The sequence below is a fragment of the Rhodococcus ruber NBRC 15591 genome, assembly GCF_001894945.1.
GTDB lineage: Bacteria > Actinomycetota > Actinomycetes > Mycobacteriales > Mycobacteriaceae > Rhodococcus > Rhodococcus ruber.
In genome coordinates this window covers 1-20,413 of sequence record NZ_BCXE01000005.1, presented here as the reverse complement: position 1 = coordinate 20,413, position 20,413 = coordinate 1, and the positions used below count along the sequence as shown (strand labels likewise).

The 20,413-nt window shown below is 69.3% G+C and carries 24 protein-coding genes and 1 pseudogene; 12 read left to right on the top strand and 13 right to left on the bottom strand.

What is annotated here, in order from left to right; all coding sequences use genetic code 11:
- Nucleotides 1–48: 48 nt before the first annotated feature.
- Both RR3_RS05050 and RR3_RS05045 read left to right on the top strand, forming a co-directional pair.
- Complete coding sequence (locus tag RR3_RS05050; protein ID WP_064065935.1) at nucleotides 49–1,221, top strand: acyl-CoA dehydrogenase family protein; 1,173 nt, start codon at nucleotides 49–51, stop codon at nucleotides 1,219–1,221.
- A gap of 9 nt (nucleotides 1,222–1,230) precedes the next feature.
- A pseudogene (locus tag RR3_RS05045) lies at nucleotides 1,231–2,368 on the top strand (acyl-CoA dehydrogenase family protein).
- A 10-nt stretch (nucleotides 2,369–2,378) separates the two neighbouring features.
- On the opposite strand, the gene RR3_RS05040 reads toward RR3_RS05045, so the two are convergent.
- Genes RR3_RS05040 through RR3_RS04995 form a run of 10 tightly spaced genes read right to left on the bottom strand, consistent with a single transcriptional unit; the run spans nucleotide 2,379 to nucleotide 7,832 of the window.
- Entirely contained in the window at nucleotides 2,379–2,672 is a 294-nt protein-coding gene (locus tag RR3_RS05040) for a gas vesicle protein K (RefSeq protein ID WP_003934962.1), read from the bottom strand.
- A complete protein-coding gene (locus RR3_RS05035; protein ID WP_010596284.1) occupies nucleotides 2,665–2,901 on the bottom strand; it encodes a gas vesicle protein in 237 nt (78 codons plus the stop codon). The genes RR3_RS05040 and RR3_RS05035 overlap by 8 nt, the downstream gene beginning before the upstream one ends.
- Nucleotides 2,898–3,686 carry a GvpL/GvpF family gas vesicle protein gene (locus RR3_RS05030; protein WP_059174488.1) on the bottom strand — a complete coding sequence of 263 codons (789 nt, stop codon included), beginning with the start codon at nucleotides 3,684–3,686 and terminating at the stop codon, nucleotides 2,898–2,900. Before RR3_RS05030 ends, RR3_RS05035 begins: the two co-directional genes overlap by 4 nt.
- Entirely contained in the window at nucleotides 3,679–4,068 is a 390-nt protein-coding gene (locus tag RR3_RS05025) for a gas vesicle protein (RefSeq protein ID WP_040272977.1), read from the bottom strand. The genes RR3_RS05030 and RR3_RS05025 overlap by 8 nt, the downstream gene beginning before the upstream one ends.
- Complete coding sequence (locus RR3_RS05020) at nucleotides 4,065–4,403, bottom strand: gas vesicle protein GvpO (protein WP_040272975.1); 339 nt, start codon at nucleotides 4,401–4,403, stop codon at nucleotides 4,065–4,067. The genes RR3_RS05025 and RR3_RS05020 overlap by 4 nt, the downstream gene beginning before the upstream one ends.
- A 6-nt stretch (nucleotides 4,404–4,409) precedes the next feature.
- On the bottom strand, nucleotides 4,410–4,667 hold the full coding sequence (locus RR3_RS05015; RefSeq protein ID WP_010596279.1) for a gas vesicle protein GvpG: 258 nt from the start codon (nucleotides 4,665–4,667) through the stop codon (nucleotides 4,410–4,412).
- Nucleotides 4,668–4,670: 3 nt separating this feature from the next.
- Complete coding sequence (locus RR3_RS05010) at nucleotides 4,671–5,468, bottom strand: GvpL/GvpF family gas vesicle protein (RefSeq protein WP_010596278.1); 798 nt, start codon at nucleotides 5,466–5,468, stop codon at nucleotides 4,671–4,673.
- Nucleotides 5,468–5,890, bottom strand: a complete 423-nt coding sequence (gene gvpJ / locus RR3_RS05005; RefSeq protein WP_029540195.1) for a gas vesicle protein GvpJ — start codon at nucleotides 5,888–5,890, stop codon at nucleotides 5,468–5,470. The genes RR3_RS05010 and gvpJ overlap by 1 nt, the downstream gene beginning before the upstream one ends.
- On the bottom strand, nucleotides 5,887–7,122 hold the full coding sequence (locus tag RR3_RS05000) for an SRPBCC family protein (protein WP_064065945.1): 1,236 nt from the start codon (nucleotides 7,120–7,122) through the stop codon (nucleotides 5,887–5,889). The genes gvpJ and RR3_RS05000 overlap by 4 nt, the downstream gene beginning before the upstream one ends.
- A 5-nt stretch (nucleotides 7,123–7,127) precedes the next feature.
- Nucleotides 7,128–7,832, bottom strand: a complete 705-nt coding sequence (locus RR3_RS04995; RefSeq protein ID WP_010596275.1) for a hypothetical protein — start codon at nucleotides 7,830–7,832, stop codon at nucleotides 7,128–7,130.
- Between the two features lie 293 nt (nucleotides 7,833–8,125).
- On the opposite strand from RR3_RS04995, the gene RR3_RS04990 reads away from it, so the two are divergent.
- The gene (locus RR3_RS04990) at nucleotides 8,126–8,347 is read left to right on the top strand and encodes a CsbD family protein (RefSeq protein ID WP_010596274.1); all 222 of its coding nucleotides are present in this window, start codon (nucleotides 8,126–8,128) and stop codon (nucleotides 8,345–8,347) included.
- 4 nt (nucleotides 8,348–8,351) lie between these two features.
- On the opposite strand, the gene RR3_RS04985 is transcribed toward RR3_RS04990, so the two are convergent.
- Nucleotides 8,352–8,867, bottom strand: coding sequence for a TIGR04338 family metallohydrolase (locus RR3_RS04985; protein WP_064065936.1), 516 nt, complete (start codon nucleotides 8,865–8,867; stop codon nucleotides 8,352–8,354).
- Complete coding sequence (locus tag RR3_RS04980) at nucleotides 8,864–9,673, bottom strand: DUF2786 domain-containing protein (protein WP_017681638.1); 810 nt, start codon at nucleotides 9,671–9,673, stop codon at nucleotides 8,864–8,866. Before RR3_RS04980 ends, RR3_RS04985 begins: the two co-directional genes overlap by 4 nt.
- Before the next feature lie 89 nt (nucleotides 9,674–9,762).
- On the opposite strand from RR3_RS04980, the gene RR3_RS04975 reads away from it, so the two are divergent.
- From RR3_RS04975 to RR3_RS04950, 6 genes are all read left to right on the top strand, one after another.
- Nucleotides 9,763–10,836 (top strand): ABC transporter ATP-binding protein, encoded by a 1,074-nt coding sequence (locus RR3_RS04975; RefSeq protein WP_010596271.1) that lies wholly within the window; start codon nucleotides 9,763–9,765, stop codon nucleotides 10,834–10,836.
- 145 nt (nucleotides 10,837–10,981) lie between these two features.
- Complete coding sequence (locus RR3_RS04970) at nucleotides 10,982–12,259, top strand: ABC transporter substrate-binding protein (RefSeq protein WP_010596270.1); 1,278 nt, start codon at nucleotides 10,982–10,984, stop codon at nucleotides 12,257–12,259.
- A gap of 14 nt (nucleotides 12,260–12,273) precedes the next feature.
- Nucleotides 12,274–13,356, top strand: coding sequence for a carbohydrate ABC transporter permease (locus RR3_RS04965; protein ID WP_040272965.1), 1,083 nt, complete (start codon nucleotides 12,274–12,276; stop codon nucleotides 13,354–13,356).
- A complete protein-coding gene (locus RR3_RS04960; RefSeq protein ID WP_010596268.1) occupies nucleotides 13,353–14,204 on the top strand; it encodes a carbohydrate ABC transporter permease in 852 nt (283 codons plus the stop codon). Before RR3_RS04965 ends, RR3_RS04960 begins: the two co-directional genes overlap by 4 nt.
- Complete coding sequence (locus RR3_RS04955; protein WP_010596267.1) at nucleotides 14,201–14,398, top strand: hypothetical protein; 198 nt, start codon at nucleotides 14,201–14,203, stop codon at nucleotides 14,396–14,398. Before RR3_RS04960 ends, RR3_RS04955 begins: the two co-directional genes overlap by 4 nt.
- A gap of 139 nt (nucleotides 14,399–14,537) precedes the next feature.
- A complete protein-coding gene (locus RR3_RS04950; protein WP_064065937.1) occupies nucleotides 14,538–16,679 on the top strand; it encodes a transglycosylase domain-containing protein in 2,142 nt (713 codons plus the stop codon).
- Here the strand turns inward: RR3_RS04950 and RR3_RS04945 are convergent.
- Entirely contained in the window at nucleotides 16,582–17,238 is a 657-nt protein-coding gene (locus RR3_RS04945) for a TetR/AcrR family transcriptional regulator (protein WP_017681641.1), read from the bottom strand. The genes RR3_RS04950 and RR3_RS04945 overlap by 98 nt on opposite strands.
- Before the next feature lie 82 nt (nucleotides 17,239–17,320).
- Between RR3_RS04945 and RR3_RS04940 the strand changes: the two genes are divergently transcribed.
- Genes RR3_RS04940 through RR3_RS04930 form a run of 3 tightly spaced genes read left to right on the top strand, consistent with a single transcriptional unit; the run spans nucleotide 17,321 to nucleotide 20,387 of the window.
- Nucleotides 17,321–18,571, top strand: a complete 1,251-nt coding sequence (locus RR3_RS04940) for an acyl-CoA dehydrogenase family protein (RefSeq protein ID WP_040272962.1) — start codon at nucleotides 17,321–17,323, stop codon at nucleotides 18,569–18,571.
- Nucleotides 18,568–19,638, top strand: coding sequence for a phosphotransferase family protein (locus RR3_RS04935; RefSeq protein WP_010596263.1), 1,071 nt, complete (start codon nucleotides 18,568–18,570; stop codon nucleotides 19,636–19,638). Before RR3_RS04940 ends, RR3_RS04935 begins: the two co-directional genes overlap by 4 nt.
- Nucleotides 19,635–20,387, top strand: a complete 753-nt coding sequence (locus RR3_RS04930; protein ID WP_010596262.1) for an SDR family oxidoreductase — start codon at nucleotides 19,635–19,637, stop codon at nucleotides 20,385–20,387. The genes RR3_RS04935 and RR3_RS04930 overlap by 4 nt, the downstream gene beginning before the upstream one ends.
- Nucleotides 20,388–20,413: the final 26 nt, after the last annotated feature.

Sequence of the window (20,413 nt, the reverse complement as noted above, 5' to 3'; positions counted from 1 at the left end):
GTCGCCGGTGTTGCGCTCGCACAGGCACAACCGTGATGGAAGGCCCCCATGAACCTGAAGCTCACCGACGAAGAGCTCGCGTTCCGCGACGAACTGCGCACGTTCTTCACCACCGAGTTCCCCGCCGAGATCCGCGAGAAAGTCGCGGCCGGCCGGCACCTGGAACGCGACGAGGTCGTCCGGAGCCAGCAGATCCTCAACGCCAAGGGATTGGCGGTGCCGAACTGGCCGGTCGAGTGGGGTGGCAAGGACTGGACCCCCGTCCAGCGCCACATCTGGCTCGACGAGATGCAGCTCGCCTCCGTGCCCGATCCGCTGCCGTTCAACGCATCCATGATCGGACCCGTGATCGCGCACTTCGGGTCGCAGGAGCTCAAGGAGCGCTTCCTGCCCGCCACCGCGAACCTCGACATCTGGTGGTGTCAGGGATTCTCGGAGCCCGAGGCCGGCTCCGACCTGGCTTCCCTCAAGACCCGCGCCGTGCGCGACGGCGACGACTACATCGTCAACGGCCAGAAGACGTGGACCACCCTCGCCCAGCACGCCGACTGGATCTTCTGCCTGGTGCGCACCGACCCGGATGCGCCGAAGAAGCAGGCCGGCATCTCGATGCTGCTCATCGACATGAACACCCCCGGCCTGACCGTCCGTCCGATCAAGCTCGTCGACGGCAGCTACGAGGTCAACGAGGTCTTCTTCGAGAACGTGCGCGTCCCCGCCGAGAACCTGGTCGGCGAGGAGAACGCGGGCTGGAGCTACGCGAAGTTCCTGCTCGGCAACGAACGCACCGGTATCGCCCGCGTCGGGGCCACCAAGGTCCGGCTCGCCCGCGCCAAGCAGCTCGCCGCACGGACCCGTGCCGGATCCGGCACCTTGCTCGACGATCCGCTGTTCGCCGCGCGCCTCGCCGAGATCGAGAACGAGCTCCTCACACTCGAACTCACCCAGCTGCGGGTGGTCGCCGGTTCCGCCGACGGCAAGCCCAATCCGGCGTCGTCGCTGCTCAAGCTGCGCGGCTCGGAGCTGCAGCAGGCGGTCACCGAACTGCTCACCGACATCGCCGGACCCGACTCGCTGCCGGTCGGCGCGGAGGGTATCGACTCGCTGGAGTGGGCGCAGCGCACCGCCCCGACCTACCTGAACTACCGCAAGGTGTCCATCTACGGCGGATCGAGCGAGGTGCAGCGCTCGATCATTGCCTCCTCGATCCTCGGATTGTGAGCCACTGTCATGAACTTCGAACTCGATACCGAACAGGACCTGCTCCGCAAGACGGTCCGGGACGTGCTCTCGGGCACCTACGACACCGAGACCCGTAACAAGGTCGCCGACACCGACCGCGGTTGGAGCACCGACGTGTGGCGCCAGCTCGCCGAGCTCGGCGTGCTCGGCCTGCCGTTCGCCGAGGAGCACGGCGGAATGGGTGCCGGACCGGTGGAGATCATGGCCGTGATGGGCGAGATCGGCCGGGCACTGGCCCCCGAACCGCTCCTGAACGCGGTGTTCCTGCCGGGCGGCCTCGTCGCCGAGGTCGGCACCGACGCGCAGCGCACGGACCTCCTGCCGCGCCTCTCGGAGGGCGCGCTGCTGCTCGCGTTCGCCCACGACGAGCCGGGCAGCCGCTGGCCGGCAGTCGAGGTCGCCACGAGCGCCGCCCACAGCGGCGGCGGCTGGACCCTGACCGGCCGCAAGAACCCTGTGCTGCACGGGGACTGCGCCGAGACGTTCGTGGTCTCGGCGCGGCTGCCGGAGGGTGGGGTCGGGCTGTTCCTCGTCGACGCCGACGCGGCCGGCGTCACCCGCACCCCGTACCGCACCCACGACGAACGCCGCGCCGCGCAGCTCGTCCTCGACTCGGCGGCCGCCGTGCCGCTCGGTGAGGCCGCGGACGTCACCGCGGCGATCACCGCCGCCCAGGTGCGGGCGCAGGCCGCGCTGTGCGCGGAGGCCGTCGGTGCGCTGTCCGAGACGGCTCCCCCTGACCACCGATTACCTGAAGCAGCGCAAGCAGTTCGGCGCCCCCCTCGCCCGTTTCCAGGCGCTGACCCATCGCGCGGCCGACATGTACGTCCTGCTCGAACTGGCGTCGAGCATGAGCCTGTACGCCACCATGGCCCTCGCCGACGGCATCGTCGACCCGACGATCGCGTCGCGGGCGAAGCTGCAGGTGGGCCGGTCGGCCCGGAAGCTCGGGCAGGAGGCGATCCAGATGCACGGCGGTATCGGGATCACCGCCGAATACCCGGTGGGCCACTACGTGAGCCGGCTGACCGCGATCGAGCACACGCTCGGCACCATGGAGGACCACGTGCGGGTGCTTGCCGGATCCGTCGCGGACTACGACCGCATCGAGGTCGCCGGCATGTGACGACACGGGCTCACTCCCGGGGCAGCAGCGTCCCCAGCGGTCCGAGGTCGATGTTGAGATCCTCGGGGGTGAGCCCGAAGTGGTCGCGCAACTCCCCCATGCGCTCCTCGAGCAGCATGAGGGTGGTGCCGATGCGCTCGATCTGCTCGTCGCTCAGGTCGCCCTCGTCCACGCGCCGCAACGCCTGCCGTTCCATCAGTTGCCGCAGCAACTCCACGAGGGTGAGCACGAGCGTGACCAGTCCACGCTCGACCGACTCGGGATCGGCGTCGATACGCGGTGGGATGCCCTCGAATTCAGTCATCGACCGGAGGCTCCAGGGCGTCCCGCGGGACGGGTGGCTCGATCGCCGTGACCGACAGCGTGCTGACGGAGGAGATGAGCGCCCGCAGCGAGATCTGCACCATGTCGACGTCCGCGATCGAAAGCTTGATGTCGCCCGTGATGACGACGCCGCCGGCGAGCACCCGGTCCAGCAGATCGATCAGGGCGATGCGACGCTCGCCGTCCACGGAGGGGTCGACGTGCTTCATGCCGTGTCCCGTTCGACGCCGGCGAACGAATACGGCGGCCACGGCCCGGTCAGCTCGAGCCGGATCCCGGGATACTCCTTGCCGAGTTCCTCGACCGCCCTCGCGAACTCGTCCGCGCGGTCGTCGTCCACCAGATAGGTGCCGTTGAGCACCATCCAGTCCCGGCGGCCGCTCAGCGCCGGATCCGTCGCGGGCTGCCGCCGACCGGCGGCGGCCTGCCGCAGCAACCGGGAGTGGATCTCGTCGGCGCGGGCCGCGGCGTCGCGTTCGACGGACTCCTGCGCGGCCAGCTGCGCGCGGCGACGGAGCAGATACGCTGTTCCCGAACCCTTGGCGCTGCCCGCGATCTGCGCTTCCGCGACCGCGTCGGCGAGGGCCTGCCGGTCGCCGTACGCCTTGACACCCCATTCGGTGCGACCCGTCACGAGGGTCAGCGCCGACTCGAAGTCCGCCTGCCGCTCGTCCAGGAGGTCGCGCACACGGGCGTCGTCGAGGTAGACGGTCGCCAGGCGCAACGGGACCGCCGGACCGCGCTGGGCGACGGTCGAGACGACCGCGTCGTGCGCCCGGGCCGTCGCCTCGAGCCACGACAGGTCCTCGAGATTGCGTTTCAGCGGCTCCTCCCCGAACACCGCGAGCGGCACCGAACCCACGACGGCCGTGAGCCCCCCGGATCCCACGGCGCGCACCGACTCGCCGGCGACGCCGGCCAGCCCGCCGAGATCCCCCTCGGCGAGCCGGTCGTCCGTCACGGCGTACAGCCACACTCCGGTTCCGTCAGTCACGATCCTCCTCTTCCACACGAGCGCTCTCGACGGCCTCGCGGCGGCCCTGCCCGGACTCGAGTTCGGCGATCCGCTCGCGCAGCCGCCGGTTCTCGAGTTCCAGCTTGTCGTCCTCCCGATCGAGTTCGCGGTTGCGGGCCTTGCTGCTGAGCCACGGATCCGACTCCCACCAGTCGATGCCCACCGCCTTCGCCGTCTCGAGCGATGCGATCACCAGCCGCAGCTTGATCGTGAGCAACTCGATGTCGAGCAGGTTCACCTGGATGTCCCCGGCGATCACCAGCCCCTTGTCGAGCACCCGCTCGAGGATGTCGCCGAGGTTCGTCGACTGATGGCCACCCCCGTACGGTTGCGGCGACGAACTGCCCCCCACCACCGTCATCGCCGGTCCCTTTCGCCGATGTCACTGCTGCCGCGGCCGTACCGCTTGGTCCGGCGGTAGGCCAGCAGGTTGCCGTCCAGGTCGATCTCCACCTCGTAGAGGGCCAGCATGTCCGCCGACGACGGGATGCGCCGGTCCTCGAGCACCTCGACCTCCACCGTCCAGCCGTGATCGGCCGGTTCCACCGACGTGGCGCCCTGCGGCTCCTTCGAGGTCAGCTGCACGAGGTGCTCGATCGCGGTCGCGGCGGCCTCACCTGCCGTCAGGGCCGGCGGCTCGCCCGCTTCCTCGTCGTGGCCGTCGCCGGGATCCTCGGGCGTCGCCTTGGCGCTCACGGGTTCTCACTCCCCCCTCGCGGCGGGTGTCGTGCCGCCGCCCGGCCGGATCATGCGGTCCAGGACCGCCTGCTGTGCCTCCTCCTTCTCGTCCTCCGACAAGTGACCGGCCGCCGCCGCCTCGTCGATCTCCTCGAGTTCCTTCCGGATGGTCGCGGGGTCGTGCATCTTCTGCTCGACCTGGTCCTGGATGACTTCGCCGAGCCAGAGCACGCCTTTGACCGGTGCCAGCGGCAGCGTGAGGATGGCCGAGATCAGTCCCATGCGTCAGCCCTCCGGTTCCCGCTTCATCACGAAGTCGTACGCCGCCATCGGGCCCAGCAGCGTCATCTCGACACGGCCGTCCCATTCCTGCGCGAGCGAGCCGACCGCCTCCTCGAGCTCGTCCTGCCGGTCGAGCTCCACGAGGACGGCGATGTGCGCCGCGTCCTCCTCGTGGGTGGGCTGCCGCTCGTTGACCATCGGTTCGAGGGCCTCGAGGGCGTCGATCACCCGACGGGTGTCCTCGGCGCGTTTGGCCTCGATCGCCTGGGTGATGATCTCCCCGAGCGCCATGCGGGCGTCGCGGGTGGCGTCCTCCGACTTGTCGCGGATCTCCTCGCGCAGCCGGGCGGCCTCGGAGTTCTCGTCGAGCACCTCGCGCAGCACGGCGTTCTCGACGTAGCGGCCCTTGATCACGAACTGTGCCCGGCCCTCGAGCTCGTCGAGGGCCGCCTTCAGCTCGTCGTGGTTCTCCTCGAGCAGTTCCTTCTCCACCGCCTCGGCGTCGGTCATCACCGCCCCGAACCGCAACGGCAGCACGGGCGCGACGGCCGCGGAACCGTCCAGCAGTTCGGCGTGCGCCTTCAGGTCGTCGGGCGTGCCGAGCGGCCGGTCGACGGAGATCTCGCTGACGAGGGCGGCGACGTCGCCGTGACGCACCACCGCGACGTCGCTCGGGGGTTTTCCCACGCCCTTCGCGTGCTCCTCGGGCTCCACGTCGGCCGGCACGATGCCGTAGACGTACATCGCGGTGCTCTGCCCGCCCTCGCTCTCGGGTGCCTCTGCGGCCTGATCGGCGGACATCAATCCCCCCTTCGTTTCGGTCGGCTCGCCGTCTGCCGCTTGTCCTCGACGTCGCCGAGGAAGTCCATGACCTTCTCGCCCGCGGCCTCGAGCGCGCCCTTGGTCTTGTGCTTCGCCCCGCCCTGGGTGATGTCACCGACGAGGTCCGGCAGGCCCTTCGGCTCGTTGTCGGCGATCTCGAGGCGGTTCACCGCCTCGGCGAATCGCAGATAGGTGTCGACGCTGGCCACCACGATGCGTGCGTCGATGGTCAGCAGCTCGATGCCCACCAGCGATACTCGCACGAACGCGTCGATGACGAGTCCCTTGTCCAGGATGGTGTCGATGACGTCGGCGAGGCCGGAGGAGTTCGGCCGGGCCATCGTGCCGCCGCCGCCACCTCCTCCTCCGCCGCCCCCGCCACCGGCGGGTTGGATGGTCATGTGCGTGCTCCTCGCCGGGCGCCCCTACGTGTGCCTGCACCCCCGCGCCGTCGCCGTGCCGGTGCCTCCTCGTCCTCTTCGGGCTCCTCCGGCTCCTCCTCGGTCTCGTCCTGCAGACCTTCGTCCTCGTCGTCCTGCAGACCCTCGTCCTCCTCGTCCTGCTCCTCGGGGAGTTCGTCCTCGTTCTCGTCCTCGGGGAGTTCGTCCTCCGAACCTTCGTCCCCGACGTCCTCCTCCTGTTCCTGCTCCTCCTCCTCGCGCCGCGCGGTCTCGTCGTCCTTGACGACCTCGCTGTCACGGATCTCCCCGTGCCAGCCGACGACGTCGTCCGGGTGCAGGACGGCCTCCGTCATCACGTGCCGCTCGAAGTGCTTGAGTTCCAAGCGCGCTCGTCGGCCGACGGCGCGCCACAGGTTGGCGGTCTTCTCGAACAACCCCCGCGGGTGGTATTCGAGAACCATGATGATCCGGGTCAGATTGTCGGTGAGCTCGTGGAAGGTCACCGCCCCGTCGATGTAGCCCTTACCGCCCTTCGAGCGCCATACGATCCGATCGAACGGAACCTGCTCGAGAATCGTCGACTCCCACGTCCGCCGGGACCAGAAGACCTTTCCGGTCCATTGCAGCTTCTCGTCGGAGGCCTGCTCGACCTGCTCGACCTTCTTCATGAACTTCGGCCAGTCGGCGAACTGCGTCCACAGGTCGTAGGCGAGGTCGATCGGAACACCGACGTCGATCTGCTCGACGATGTTGGTGAGCTTGAGCTTCTTGTTGCCGCCGCCCTTACCCTTGCCTTCGCCGCCGCCGAGGGATTCCTTGACGTCGTCGAACTTGTCCTTGGCGGTCTGCTTGACGTTCTCGAAGCCGCCGCTCAGCGCCGCGGTGATCGGAGACTTCCCCTCGGCGGACTTCTGCACACCGGTGATCGCGCCGAGCAGATTCCCTCCCCCGCCCTCGGCATAGTCGTTGAGGCGCCCGGCCGTTCCGGTCACCTTGTCGGAGACCGTCGACAGGGCACGCTCGGCGAACGTGCCGGCCAGGCCCTGCAGTGACTTCTGCAGGTGCTTGGTGGGCGAGAGGTCCTGTGCCGCTTTGCCGGCGCTGCCGGCAGCCCCGCTCGCCGTCTTTCCGGCCTGTCCCGCCGTGCCGGCGGCGGTCTTTCCGGCCTTGCCGGCCGTCTCCTTGGCGGTCTTGCCCAGCCGGCGGGTGGCGTCTTCGAGTGATCGCGTCATCGAACTCACTTCCTCGTTCGCCGGACCGGAGCGCGCCCGGAGGCGGATGCCTCGGCGCGGGTGCTGCGTCGCCGGGGCTTCGCCGGCTCCTCGTCCTCGTCGCCGGACTCCTCCGGTTCCTTCGCCTTCGACTTGGCTCGGGATGTCTTGGGACGGCTCGTGGATTCGCCGGTGCGTCGCCTGGCGGCCGGTCGCCGCCGGGCGGGCTTCGGGGCCTCTTCTTCCGCTTCTTCGGCCTCTTCCGGAGCGCCTTCTCCCTCCTCGGGGGCTTCCTCCTCGTCGGTTTCCTCCTCGGGATACTCCTCTTCGGCGGACTCCTCGGCCGGTTCGTATCCGCCCTCCGCGTACTCGTCTTCGGGACCCTCGTCGGCGGACTCCTCTTCCTCCGGCTCCTCCTCGGAAGCCGTGGGACGCCCGGTGGCCCGCTGTTGGAGCCGCTCGTTGAGCGAGTCGATCCGATTGCTCGCGGCGGTGACCGCGGCCGCGCGGGCGGCGCTCATCAGCTCACCCCGCACCGAATCGGTGATCTTGACCAGTTCCGGTGAGGACCCGACCATCGAGGCCCCACGCTTGAGGATGTCCTGCGGGTTGTTCGGTAGGCGCCCCGTCAGGCCTGCCCCCGCGAGCATCAACGCCAGCCGCATCTTGTGCGTGCGTCCGAGGAAGTATCCGATACTCACCCCGGCGGCGACTCGTGCCCCACCTTTCATGACCGTTCTCCTTCGCCTGCATGTGGCCGCTGTTGCGGGCAGGATCTCGGCTGCGCACGGTGTCTCGTCCGATGCGGTGGGCCCGCGGTGCGGTTCGAATGTGATGTAGCCCACACTACGCATTCCAAACATCGATTCGCTGACGATCGACCGGAATGCCCCGCCGGCACGACAGCGGTGTGCTATCAGACCGATCGGTACGTCTCGGAGGCGTTTCCCGCCGGCGCGACGGGGGTATCGCAACACTCGACGGGCGCAGCTGCGTCCCCACCGGAATCCACAAGGAGGGCATCATGGCTCACCTCGCCAGCAAGGTGATGCACAAGGCCGAGGAGATGGTCGGCAAGACCCGGTACAACTTGGGTAAGCGGACCGGAAACAGGAACCTGCAGAGCGTGGGTCGGCGCGGTCAGGTCTCCGGGCGCGTCAAGGGGTTCGGGGACAATCTCACGCATGCGGTAAGGAACGCCCAAGGAAGGTTCAAGAACAGGTCACATCGTTCCGATCTCCGCTGAGGCGTCATTCGCCGGCGGCGATGCCGCAGGCGCGCAGCGCGAACGCCGCCTCGGGCCCGACGATCTCGCCGACCAGGGTCAGGAACCGGTCGACGAACTCGGGCCCGTGCGGCGCTTCCGCCGGGTCGTCCGGATCGGACGGATCCAGATGATGCGCCAGCTCGTGCAGCACCACCAGCTCGCGGAATGCCCATGCGGTGTTCGCGTGGTGCTCCGGGAGTGCAATTGTGGCGCAATCGCTTTCGTAGTGAGCGGCGGAATTTCCGGCGCGTGCCCGGACGCGCGCTCGCACCGTCGCCCGCGGCCAGCGGGCCAGCACCCAGTTCAGCGCCAGCACCGAGTCCACGTACGCCTGGACGGACTCGAGGGAGGCGAAGCGTCGCTCCACCGGCAGGGTGAGCTGCGATCCGGCCAGCTCCACCACCCGCAGGCCGCGCTCGTCGGCCCGGTCGAACATCGTGCGTACCAAGGATCCCGCCTCGTAGACGGCGGTCCTCCGGGTGTCGCGCAGGCGGGTCACCGCGGCAACCTCCGGGCCGCGGCCGGCAGTTCCGGACCGGTACCCAGGCGCGCCTGTCGCCCCGCCCGGTCCCCGGCACGACGGGCGTCGGACGAGTGCCCCACCCCCACCGCGGACCCGCGCCAGCGGCCGCGCGCCTCGGACGTGCTGCGGTAGAAGTCCCGCAGCTCGATCTGCTTGTCGCGCAGCGCCAGGGCCGCCCCGGGCGTGTCGACGCTCGCCTCCCGCTCGATGTCCTGCTTGGCGTCCGACAGTCGCTGCCCGATCCGTGTCGCGAATGCCGACTGGAAGTTCAGCCGCGCGGTGACGGCCGCGACGGGCCGGCGCACCCGCGTCCGCACGCGCCGCCCCCCGCGGGTCTCGACCACCGTGCGCACCGTCGTCTCGTCCTTGTAGGTGCCCGAACGCAGGTAGGCGTCGGAGGCGCGAACCATCTGCACGAGCAGCGACGAGTACAGGGCCTCGCACACGTCGATGTCGGAGGCGAAGCCGTAGGCGTAGATCACCGTCGACGTCGTGGTGATGTCGCACTGCACGTCGTTGGCGGCGGCGATCGCCAGGAACAGCTGCGCGTACGTGCGCAACCCCTTCTTCCCGCTCTCCCCGATCGTGATCAGGCGCTGCACCGGCGTCGCCCGGCGCTCCCGGCCCGCCGTGTGGGCACGCGCGACCGCCAGATCCACCGACGCCGCCGTGGCCAGCCGCTGCGCGGCGGCGAGGAACGCGTCGGCCTCGTGGGGGTTGTCGGTGGATTCCGCCTGCCGGAGCAGGCCACCGATGCGGGTCAGCATCTTCTCCGAACTCACTCCGGCAGGTTACGCCTGCCGTGGTGCCTTTTCGGGCCTGCGGCGATCCGGAAGGACACCGGGGCGCCGGGGTCGCCTATTCTCCTGCCATGGCCCCAGTGACCTTCGACCATGCGACCTGTCTGTTCCCCGGGTCGACCACGCCTGCCGTCGACGCGCTGAACCTCGAGATCGAGGACGGGGAGTTCCTCGTCCTGGTCGGCCCGTCCGGCTGCGGCAAGTCCACCTCCCTGCGCATGCTCGCGGGACTCGAACAGGTGCACAGTGGGCGCATCCTCATCGGGGGCCGCGACGTCACGGCGCAGGAGCCCAAGGACCGGGACATCGCGATGGTGTTCCAGAACTATGCCCTCTACCCGCACATGTCCGTCGCCGAGAACATGGGCTTCGCGCTCAAGCTCGCCAAGACACCGAAGGCGGAGATCCGGGCGCGGGTCGAGGAGGTGGCGAAGATGCTCGACCTCGAGCAGTACCTCGACCGCAAACCCAAGGCACTGTCCGGCGGTCAGCGCCAGCGCGTCGCCATGGGCCGCGCCATCGTCCGCCAGCCGCAGGTGTTCCTGATGGACGAGCCGCTGTCCAACCTCGACGCGAAGCTGCGCGTGCAGACCCGCACCCAGATCGCGCAGCTGCAGCGCCGCCTCGGCACCACCACCGTCTACGTCACGCACGACCAGGTGGAGGCGATGACGATGGGCGATCGCGTCGCCGTGCTCGACAAGGGGATCCTGCAGCAGTGCGCCTCACCGCGCGTGCTCTACAACAAGCCCGCGAACGTGTTCGTCGCCGGATTCATGGGTTCGCCGGCGATGAACCTGTTCACGCTGCCGGTCTTCGACCGCGGGGTGATGCTCGGCGACACCGCCGTGCAGGTGCCGCGCGACGTCGTCGGCCGGGTCACCGAGTCCGAGGTGGTGGTCGGTATCCGTCCCGAGCACTTCGAGATCGCACCCGACGGCCTCGAGATGGACGTCGACGTCGTCGAGGAACTCGGCTCCGACGCCTACGTCTACGGCCGCGCCCAGGTCGCCGGCCGCCCGCAGCAGATCGTCGCGCGCGGGGACTGGCGGAATCCGCCGCAGAAGGGCGAGCGGGTGCACCTGCGGTTCGACCCGGACCAGGTGCACGTCTTCACCACGTCCGACGGTCGTCGCCTGGGCTGACCGGGTGCCGGGCGCCGACACGGAACCGATCAAGGTCGGGTGGAATGTCTGCGGTTCGGTGCCCTCCATGCCAGAGTAAGGGCCGATGTCGGTGGCCCGGTGCCGCCGACGACGGTTTTCTCACGATCTCAACGGGGAGTCATTCATGATTCTGAACTCGAAGGCGATGCGCCGCGCAGCGGTCGCGGCGTCGGCCGCGTCGATGCTGGTGCTCACAGCCTGTTCCTCCGACGGTGGCTCGGATTCGGGCAGCGAAGGAGGCACCGCCGCCGGCGGTGAGGGCCGCGGGCCGATCACGATCGTCGAGGGTCAGGATCCGCTGAACACGGCACTCGAGAGCATCATCGCCGACTGGAACGCGGAGCACCCGGACGAGCAGGTCACCTTCAAGCCGTTGGGCAAGGAAGCGGACCAGCAGCGCGACGACATCACCCAGCGCATGCAGGCCCAGAGCGACGAGTACGACCTCATCGCCGTCGACGTCACCAACACCGCCGAGTTCGCGGCCAACGGCTGGCTGCGGCCGCTCGAGGGCGACTACGCGATCGAGACCGACGGCCTGCTGCCCGCCACGGTCGACTCGGCCACCTACAACGGCACCCTGTACGCGGCGCCGAAGAACACCAACGGCGCGTTCCTGTACTACCGCACGGACCTGGTCGACCGCGCACCCGAGACGTGGGCGGAGCTGAAGGAGCAGTGCCCGAAGGCGCAGGAGGCGGGCATCGACTGCTACGTCGGGCAGTTCAAGAATTACGAGGGCTTGACGGTCAACGTCTCCGAGATCGTCAACGCCTACGGCGGGTCCTTCGTCGCCGAGGACGGCACCACCCCGGCCATCGACGACAAGACCGCCGAGGGCCTGCAGTTCATCGTCGACTCGTTCGAGGACGGCACCATCCCCGAAGCCGCACAGACCTACACCGAGGGCGAGTCGCAGAACGCCTTCGGCGAGGGCCGCGCCCTGTTCATGCGGACCTGGCCGGGCTTCTTCACCGACGGTGAGTCCTCGTCGGTCGCCGGCCGCTACGGCATCGCCGTGCTGCCGGGTGTGGACGGCCCCGGCGCCTCCACGCTGGGCGGCTACAACGTCGGCATCAGCGCGTTCTCCGACGCGCCGGCGACCGCCCGCGACTTCCTCGAGTTCATGCAGACGCGTAAGTCGCAGACCTACTACGCCGAGGCCGGCGGCGCGCCGGTCCTCGAGGAGGTCTACGACGACCCGCAGATCCTCGAGCAGTACCCGTACTTCGCGACCCTGAAGGAATCCCTGGCCAACGCGCAGCCGCGTCCGGTCACCCCGTACTACTCGCAGGTCTCCAAGGCCATCCGTGACAACGCCTATGCGGCGATCCGCGGTGAGAAGACGGTCGATCAGGCGCTCGCGGACACCCGCGCCGGCATCGAGACCGCCGGCAACTGATGCAGGAGTAGTACATGGCGAAGCCGCAGGTCGAGCCCGCGGATCAGTCGCCCCCCACCACGGTCGGGACCGCAGTGCTCGGTCCCGACCGTGGCCGTGGGGGCGGCCGGCACCGAGCCCCCGAACCCCCCGAGCCGCCGGTCGCGGCCGTGAAGCCGCGCCGGCGGATCCCGGTATGGGCGTTCGTCGCGCCGACGCTGGTCGTGCTGGCCGTCGTCATCCTGTATCCGCTCGGCCGGGCGGTGTGGATGTCGCTGCACGGCGACGCGAAGAAGCTCGACCCCGAGACGGGCCGGTTCGTCACCGGCGGCTTCGTCGGAGTCGAGAACTACGTCCGGTGGATCACGCAGACCTGCGGCACCGCGACGGGCTCGATCCCGTGCCCACCGGGTACCCTCGGCTCGCAGTTCTGGGGTTCGGTCGGCAACACCTTCTTCTTCACCGTGGTGACGGTGGCGCTCGAGACGGTCATCGGGTTCGCGATGGCGCTGGTGATGGCGAAGTCGTTCCGCGGGCGCGGCCTGCTGCGCGCGTCCGTGCTCGTGCCGTGGGCGATCCCGACGGCGGTCACCGCCAAGCTGTGGTTCTTCATCTTCGCCAACGACGGCATCGCCAACCAGATCCTCGGCACCGAGATCCTGTGGACCGCCGACCCGTGGCCCGCGCGTTTCGCGATCATCGTCGCCGACGTGTGGAAGACCGCGCCGTTCATGGCGCTGCTCATCCTGGCCGGGCTGCAGATGATCCCGTCGGACGTGTACGAGGCCGCGAAGGTCGACGGTGCCACCGCCTGGCAGCGGTTCACCCAGATCACGCTGCCGCTGGTCAAGCCCGCGCTCATGGTCGCGATCCTGTTCCGCACGATGGACGCGCTGCGCATGTACGACCTGCCCGCCATCATGATGGGCTCCAACCCGGCCACCTCGACCATCTCGGTGCTGGTGGTCGACCAGATGCGGCAGGGCGCGAACTCCGCGTCGGCCCTGTCGACGATCACGTTCCTCATCATCTTCGCGGTCGCGTTCGTCCTGGTCCGGTTCCTCGGCGCCAACGCGGTGCGCACGCAGGAAGAACAGCGGAAGGGGACCCCGGCATGAGCCGACCGGGCACCGGCAAGGCACTGCGCGGCAGTATCGGCACCTATGTCGGCGTCGCGCTCATCGTCGTGTGGGGCCTGGCCCCGTGCTACTGGATGATCGTCACGGCGCTGCGCGACCCGGCCGACACGTTCAGCACCACGCTGTGGCCGTCGAATCCGACGCTGCAGAACTTCGCGGATGCCCTGGATCCGTCGGCGAAGGTCAACTTCTCCCGGGCGCTGGTCAACAGTGTGATCATCGCCGGGGCCACCACCGCGATCGCGCTGCTGGTCGGTGTGTTCACCGCCTACGCCCTGTCGCGGTACGACTTCCGCGGCAAGTACTTCGTCACCGGCATCATCCTCGGTGCGTCGATGTTCCCCGTCGTCGCGCTGGTGACGCCGCTGTTCCAGCTGTTCACCGACCTGGACTGGATCGGCACGTACCAGGCCCTGATCATCCCGAACATCTCGTTCGTGCTGCCGCTGACGATTTACACCCTGACCTCGTTCTTCTCCGAGTTGCCGTGGGAGCTCGAGGAGGCCGCCCGCATGGACGGCGCCAGCCGGGGCCAGGCATTCCGGATGATCATGCTGCCGCTCGCGGCGCCCGCGTTGTTCACCACCGCGATCCTCGCGTTCATCGCGACCGTCAACGAGTTCCTGCTCATGTCGCAGCTGTCGACCGAGAAGACCGCCCCGGTGACGGTGGCGATGGCCCGCTTCACCGGAACCGACCCGTACGTCACCCCGTATGCGTCGATCATGGCGGGCGGCACCCTGGTGATGGTGCCGCTGGTGGTGATGGTGCTGATCTTCCAGCGTCGCATCATCGCGGGCCTGACCGCCGGCGGCGTCAAGTCGTGAGCCGACGGCCGTCGCGCCGGCAGCGGCTCGAGCTGCTGCTCGGGTTCCTGACGATGGTCACGCTGCTGACGCTGGTCGGCGCGGTCGCCGGGTTGCTGTCCGCCACGCCCGGGGTGGTCCCGTCGCTGCTGCTGCTCGCGTGCGTGGTGGCGTGGGGGCTGACGTTCCGGGCCTGGCGGCGCGCAGGTTCCTGAGGCCGGCGTATCGCCGCAGGCCGGGGACGGGTCTGCGCGGCCTGCGGTACCCGTCACATCGGGACAGAACTCCGTACCATGCGATCGAGAGGGTGCGATTATTTCGTCGGACCCGGATCCATCCGAGAAAGTGGTACGTGTGAGTTCTACGACCCCGCCGAACCCCCAGCACAGAAAACCCACCGCCGCTGCGAAAGCGCGGCGGTGGCGCATCGTCGGCAACCTCGCGCTCGCCGTGGTGGCCGTTCTGGTGCTCGTGCCGGCGTTGATGTTCGCGGTGGCGTACCTGTCCACGGACGTGCCCCGCCCGTCGGACATGAAGACCAACCAGGTCGCGACCGTCTACGCCGCGGACGGTACCACCGAGCTGAGCCGGATCGTGCCACCCGAGGGCAACCGTGTCGAGGTCGACCTGGCGGAGATCCCGGAGCACGTGCGCAACGCCGTGCTCTCGGCCGAGGACCGCAACTTCTACAGCAACCCGGGCTTCTCGGTGAGCGGATTCGCCCGCGCGGCCCGCGACAACGTGCTCGGCAAGGAGACCGCCGGCGGCGGCTCCACCATCACCCAGCAGTACGTGAAGAACGTGCTCGTCGGCGCCGACCGGACCGTCACCCGCAAGATGCGGGAACTGGTGATCTCGACGAAGATGGCCAGGCAGTGGTCCAAGGACGAGATCCTGCAGGCATACCTGAACACCATCTACTTCGGCCGCGGCGCCTACGGCATCGCCGCCGCCGCGCAGGCGTACTTCGGCAAGCCGGTCGGTGAGCTGTCGGTCGCCGAGGGCGCCGTGCTCGCCGGGGTGATCCAGACGCCGTCGGCGCTCGACCCCGAGTTCAACCGGCCGGCGATCGAGGCGCGCTGGAACTACGTCCTCGACGGCATGGTCGAGATGGGCGAGCTCGACACCGCCGAACGCGACGCCCAGGAGTTCCCGCCGACGGTGCCGGCCGCGCAGGCGACGCAGGCGGACGCGGCCACCGGCCCGGAGGGGCTGCTGCGTACCCAGGTGATCCGTGAGCTCGAGGCGGCGGGGATCAGCGGCCAGGTGCTCAGCACCGAGGGCCTGCAGATCACGACGACGATCGACCCGCGGGCGCAGCAGGCGGCGATCGATTCGGTGCGCGAGACCCTCGAGGGGGAACCGGCGAACCTGCGCACGGCCGTCGTGTCGATCGACCCGCGCTCCGGCGCGGTGCGGGCGTACTACGGCGGCGAGGAGGGCGCCGGGTTCGACTTCGCGCAGGCCCCGGTGCAGACCGGCTCCGCGTTCAAGGTGTTCGGCCTCGTCGCGGCGCTGAAGGACGGCATCGGCCTGAACGCCCGGTTCAGCAGCGCCCCGCTGACCGTCGGCAATCTCGAGATCGGCAACGTCGAGGGCGAATCGTGCGGGGTGTGCACCATCGCCGAGGCGCTCAAGCGGTCGCTGAACACCAGCTTCTACCGGCTGATGATGGCCATGGAGAACGGGCCGCAGAAGATCGCGGACGCCGCTCACGAGGCCGGCATCCCGCTCGAGATCCCCGGCGTCGACGGCCGCACGCTCAGCCACAACGGCGGCGCGCCGGAGGGCGGCATCGTGCTGGGCCAGTACCAGTCGCGGGTGATCGACATGGCGTCGGCATATGCCACGCTCGCCGCGTCGGGGACCTACCACCAGCCCTACTTCGTGCAGCGCGTCGTCAACGCCGAGGGCGAGGTGCTGCTGGACCGGCCCGCGTCGCCGGGCGAGCAGCGCGTCGATCCGGCCGTCGCGGACAACGTCACGCAGGCCATGCAGCCGATCGCCGCGTACTCGCGCGGACACGCGCTCGCCGGGGGGCGGCCGTCGGCGGCCAAGACCGGCACCACCCAGCTCGGCGACACCGGCCTGAACAAGGATGCGTGGATGGTCGGGTACACCCCGTCGCTGTCCACGGCGGTGTGGGTCGGCACGCCGGACGGCACCGCCATCACGAACAGCTGGGGCGGGTCGATCTACGGTTCGATGCTGCCGTCGGACATCTGGAAGGGCACGATGGACGGCGCTCTCGAGGGCACCGAGGTCGAGAGCTTCCCGTGGCCCGATCCGATCGGGGGGCAGGCAGGTGTCCCCGTCGACACCGGGGTCACAGCCCCGTCGAACAACGTCCCGGCCCCGGTGCAGCTGCCCCAGCTGCAGCTGCCGGAGCTGCCGCCGATCACGATCCCGGCGCCTCCGGTGGAACTGCCACCGGAGATCCAGGTGCCGCAGCAGATCGAGGTGCTGCCGGGCGTGACGATCCAGATCCCGGGGTAGGACACCACGCCGCGAGCGCGGCTGTCACACAGTCGACGACGTCGTCGACCGACACCGACGGCTCGTCGAGCCGGTCCATCGCCATGGACTCGACCAGCGACCACCACCCCCGCAGCTGCATGGTGACGAGCGGTGTGGGCGCGACGCCGATCGCGGCGACGGTGCGTTCGACCATCGTGTTCCGCATGTTCTCGTGGATGGTCCGGATCTGCGGATCGGCGCCGAACCCGCCGTGGAAGAACGCCTGGTAGTGCCGGCCGTGCCGGTCGATGAACGCCACGAACGGCTGCACCACCGCGCGCAGCGGGTCGGTGTCGTCGGGATCGGGGACCGCCGCCCGCAGCAGGCGCCGAGCGGCCGCGGCCACGACCGCGACGTAGAAGTCCTGTTTGGTGGGGAAGTAGCGGAACAGCAGGCCGCGGGAGATGCCGGCGATCTCGGCGACCCGGTCGACGGACAGGGCGTGGATCGGGCGGGTGGCCAGTTCCTGCAGGCCGATGGCGACGAGCTGGCGTTTGCGCTCTTCCGGAGGAAGGCGCCGCCGCTTCTCGGTGCTCACGGATGGTCCCTCCCTCTTGATGGTGTGCTGCGCGCCCGGCTAGTCTAACTAAGCATTGCTCAGTTAGAGCTACGGAGGCCTCATGGATTTCGGTCAGTCGGAACGCTCGCGCGACTACCTCGAGCGGCTGCGCCACTTCGTCGCCACCGAGGTGGTGCCCGTCGAGGAGACGCTGCGGCGGGAACGGATCGCCCCCTTCGCGGCGCGCGGCGACAGTTCGGGCGCGGCGACGTGGTCGGTACCCGACGAGTTCCGCGAACTGCAGCGCAAGGCCCGCGCCCAGGGCCTGTGGAACCTCTTCCTCCCCGACGCCGAACTCGGAGCCGGGCTGACGAACGTCGAGTACGCGTCCCTCGCGGAGGAGATGGGTCGTTCCCCGTTCCGGTCCTCGATCTTCAACTGCGACGCCCCGGACACCGGCAACATGGAGGTGCTGTACCACTACGGCAGCCCCGAACAGAAGGAACGCTGGCTGCGCCCCCTGCTCGACGGCGAGATCCGCTCGGCGTTCTGCATGACCGAACCCGGGGTCGCGTCCTCGGACGCGACGAACATGGCCGCCACCGCCCTCGTCGAGGGCGACGAGGTGGTGCTCAACGGACGCAAGTGGTGGAGCACGGGCATCGGCAGTCCCGACTGCAAGATCCTGATCTTCATGGGGCTCACCGATCCCCAGGCGCCCAAGCATCAGCAGCACTCGATGGTGCTGGTGCCGATCGACACCCCCGGGGTGAAGGTCGAACGGATGCTGTCCACGATGGGCTTCTACGACGAGCCCGGCGGACACGGCGAGGTGTCGTTCACCGACGTGCGCCTGCCGCTCGACGCGATCATCGCCGGACCCGGCCGCGGATTCGAAATCGCCCAGGGCCGGCTCGGTCCCGGCCGCGTCCACCACTGCATGCGTCTGATCGGGCTCGCCGAACACGCCCTCGAACTCGCCTGCCGGCGCGGCCTCGACCGCGTCGCGTTCGGCAAGCCCCTGGTCAACCTCGGCGGCAACCGCGAACGCATCGCCGACGCCCGCATCGCGATCAACCAGCTGCGGCTGCTCGTGCTGCACACCGCCTGGCTGCTCGACACCCAGGGCCTGGCCGGCGCCCGCTCCGCCGTCTCCGAGATCAAGGTCGCCACCCCGCGCGTCGTCCAGCAGGTGGTCGACTTCGCCATCCAGATCCACGGCGGCGCCGGTCTTTCGGACGACTTCCCGCTCGCCGGTGCCTGGACGGCCGCGCGGGCGCTGCGCCTGGCCGACGGCCCCGACGAGGTGCACCAGGGACTGGTGGCCCGCTTCGAACTCGGCAAGTACACCAACCCGGAGGGTCGCAAGTGACAATTCCCGACAACGCCCGCGCCGTCCGTGACGAGGACGCCTTCGACGTCGCGGCCGTCGCGGCCTGGCTCGGCGAGCACGCCGGCATCGCCGGAATCCCGGAGGTGCACCAGTTCTCCGGTGGCGCATCGAATCTCACCTATCTACTGCGTTACCCCGACCGGGACCTCGTGCTGCGCCGACCGCCGGTGGGGGCCAAGCCGTCCTCCGGTCACGACATGGTCCGCGAGTACCGCATCCAGTCGCTGCTCGCGCCCGCATACCGGTACGTGCCGCGCATGGTGGGCCTGTGCACCGACCACAGCGTGCTCGGCAGCGACTTCTACGTGATGGAACGGGTGCCGGGGACGATCCTGCGGGCGAACCCCCCGGCCGAACTCGCCCTGACCCCCGAGCGCACCCGCACCCTGTGCCTGCGGATCGTCGACCTGCTCGTCGAGCTGCACGGCGTCGACCCCGCGTCCACGGGGCTGAGCGAATTCAGCCGCGGCTCCGGATACGTCGCGCGCCAGGTGTCGGGCTGGACTGCGCGCTACGAGAAGGCGCGCACCGAGAACGTTCCGGACTTCGCCCGGGTCACGAAGTGGCTGAACGACACTCAGCCTGCCGACGTGGCCTCGGCTGTCATCCACGGCGATTTCCGGCTCGACAACGTGGTGCTCGACGAGAACGACCCGCTGCAGCCCGTCGCGGTGCTGGACTGGGAACTGGCCACCGTCGGCGATCCGCTGATGGATCTCGGTTCCTCCCTCGCCTACTGGGTGCAGGCCGACGACGATCCGATGCTGCTCGCCACCAAGCGGCAGCCGTCGGACCTGCCGGGCATGCTCACCCGCCGCGAGATCGTCGACTACTACTCGAGCAAGACCGGTCTGGCCGTGGACAACTGGGGCTTCTACGAGGTCTTCGGCCTGTTCCGGCTCGCGGTGATCGCGCAGCAGATCTACTACCGCTACCACCACGGGCAGACCACCAACCCGGCGTTCAAGGACTTCTGGGTGATCGTGGGCTATCTGGACTCGCGATGCAACACGCTGATCGACGACATCGAGGCGGGACGCGCATGAGCACGCGGAGGAACATTCTCATCACCGGCGCGAGCTCCGGCCTCGGCGCCGGCATGGCCCGCGAGTTCGCCGCGCGGGGGCGCAACCTCGCCCTCGCGGCGCGACGGACCGAGCGGCTCGAGGAGCTGCGCGACGAACTGCTCGCGCAGCATCCGGGTATCACCGTCGCGGTGCGGCGGCTCGACGTGGACCGGCACGAGGACGTGTTCACCGTCTTCCGGGAGTTCGACGACGAACTCGGCGGCCTCGACCGCGTCGTCGTCAATGCGGGCCTGGGCAAGGGGCAGCCCTTGGGCACGGGCTACTTCCGTGCCAACGTGCAGACGGCGAACACCAATTTCCTCGGTGCGCTGGCACAGAGCGAGGCCGCCCTCGAGCTCATGCGCCCCCGCAATGCCGGTCACGTGGTGCTCATCTCGTCGGTGAGTGCGGTGCGCGGGATGCCGCGCAATCTCACGACGTACGCGGCGTCGAAGGCCGCCGTCGCGGCGCTCGGCGAGGGAATGCGTGCGGACCTGGCGCGCACGGGCATCCGGGTGAGCACGATCTTCCCCGGGTTCATCCGCTCGGAGATCAACGAGAAGGTGAAGAACGTGCCGTTCATCGTCGACACCGAGACCGGGTGCCGCGCACTGGCCGCCGCGATCGAGAAGGAACCGCACAAGGCGTACGTCCCGGCCTGGCCGTGGACACCGCTCGCCTATGCGATGAAGGTACTGCCGCTGTCCGTCGTCAGCCGGATGGTCTGACGACGCAGCGTGTGTGGACGCGTGTG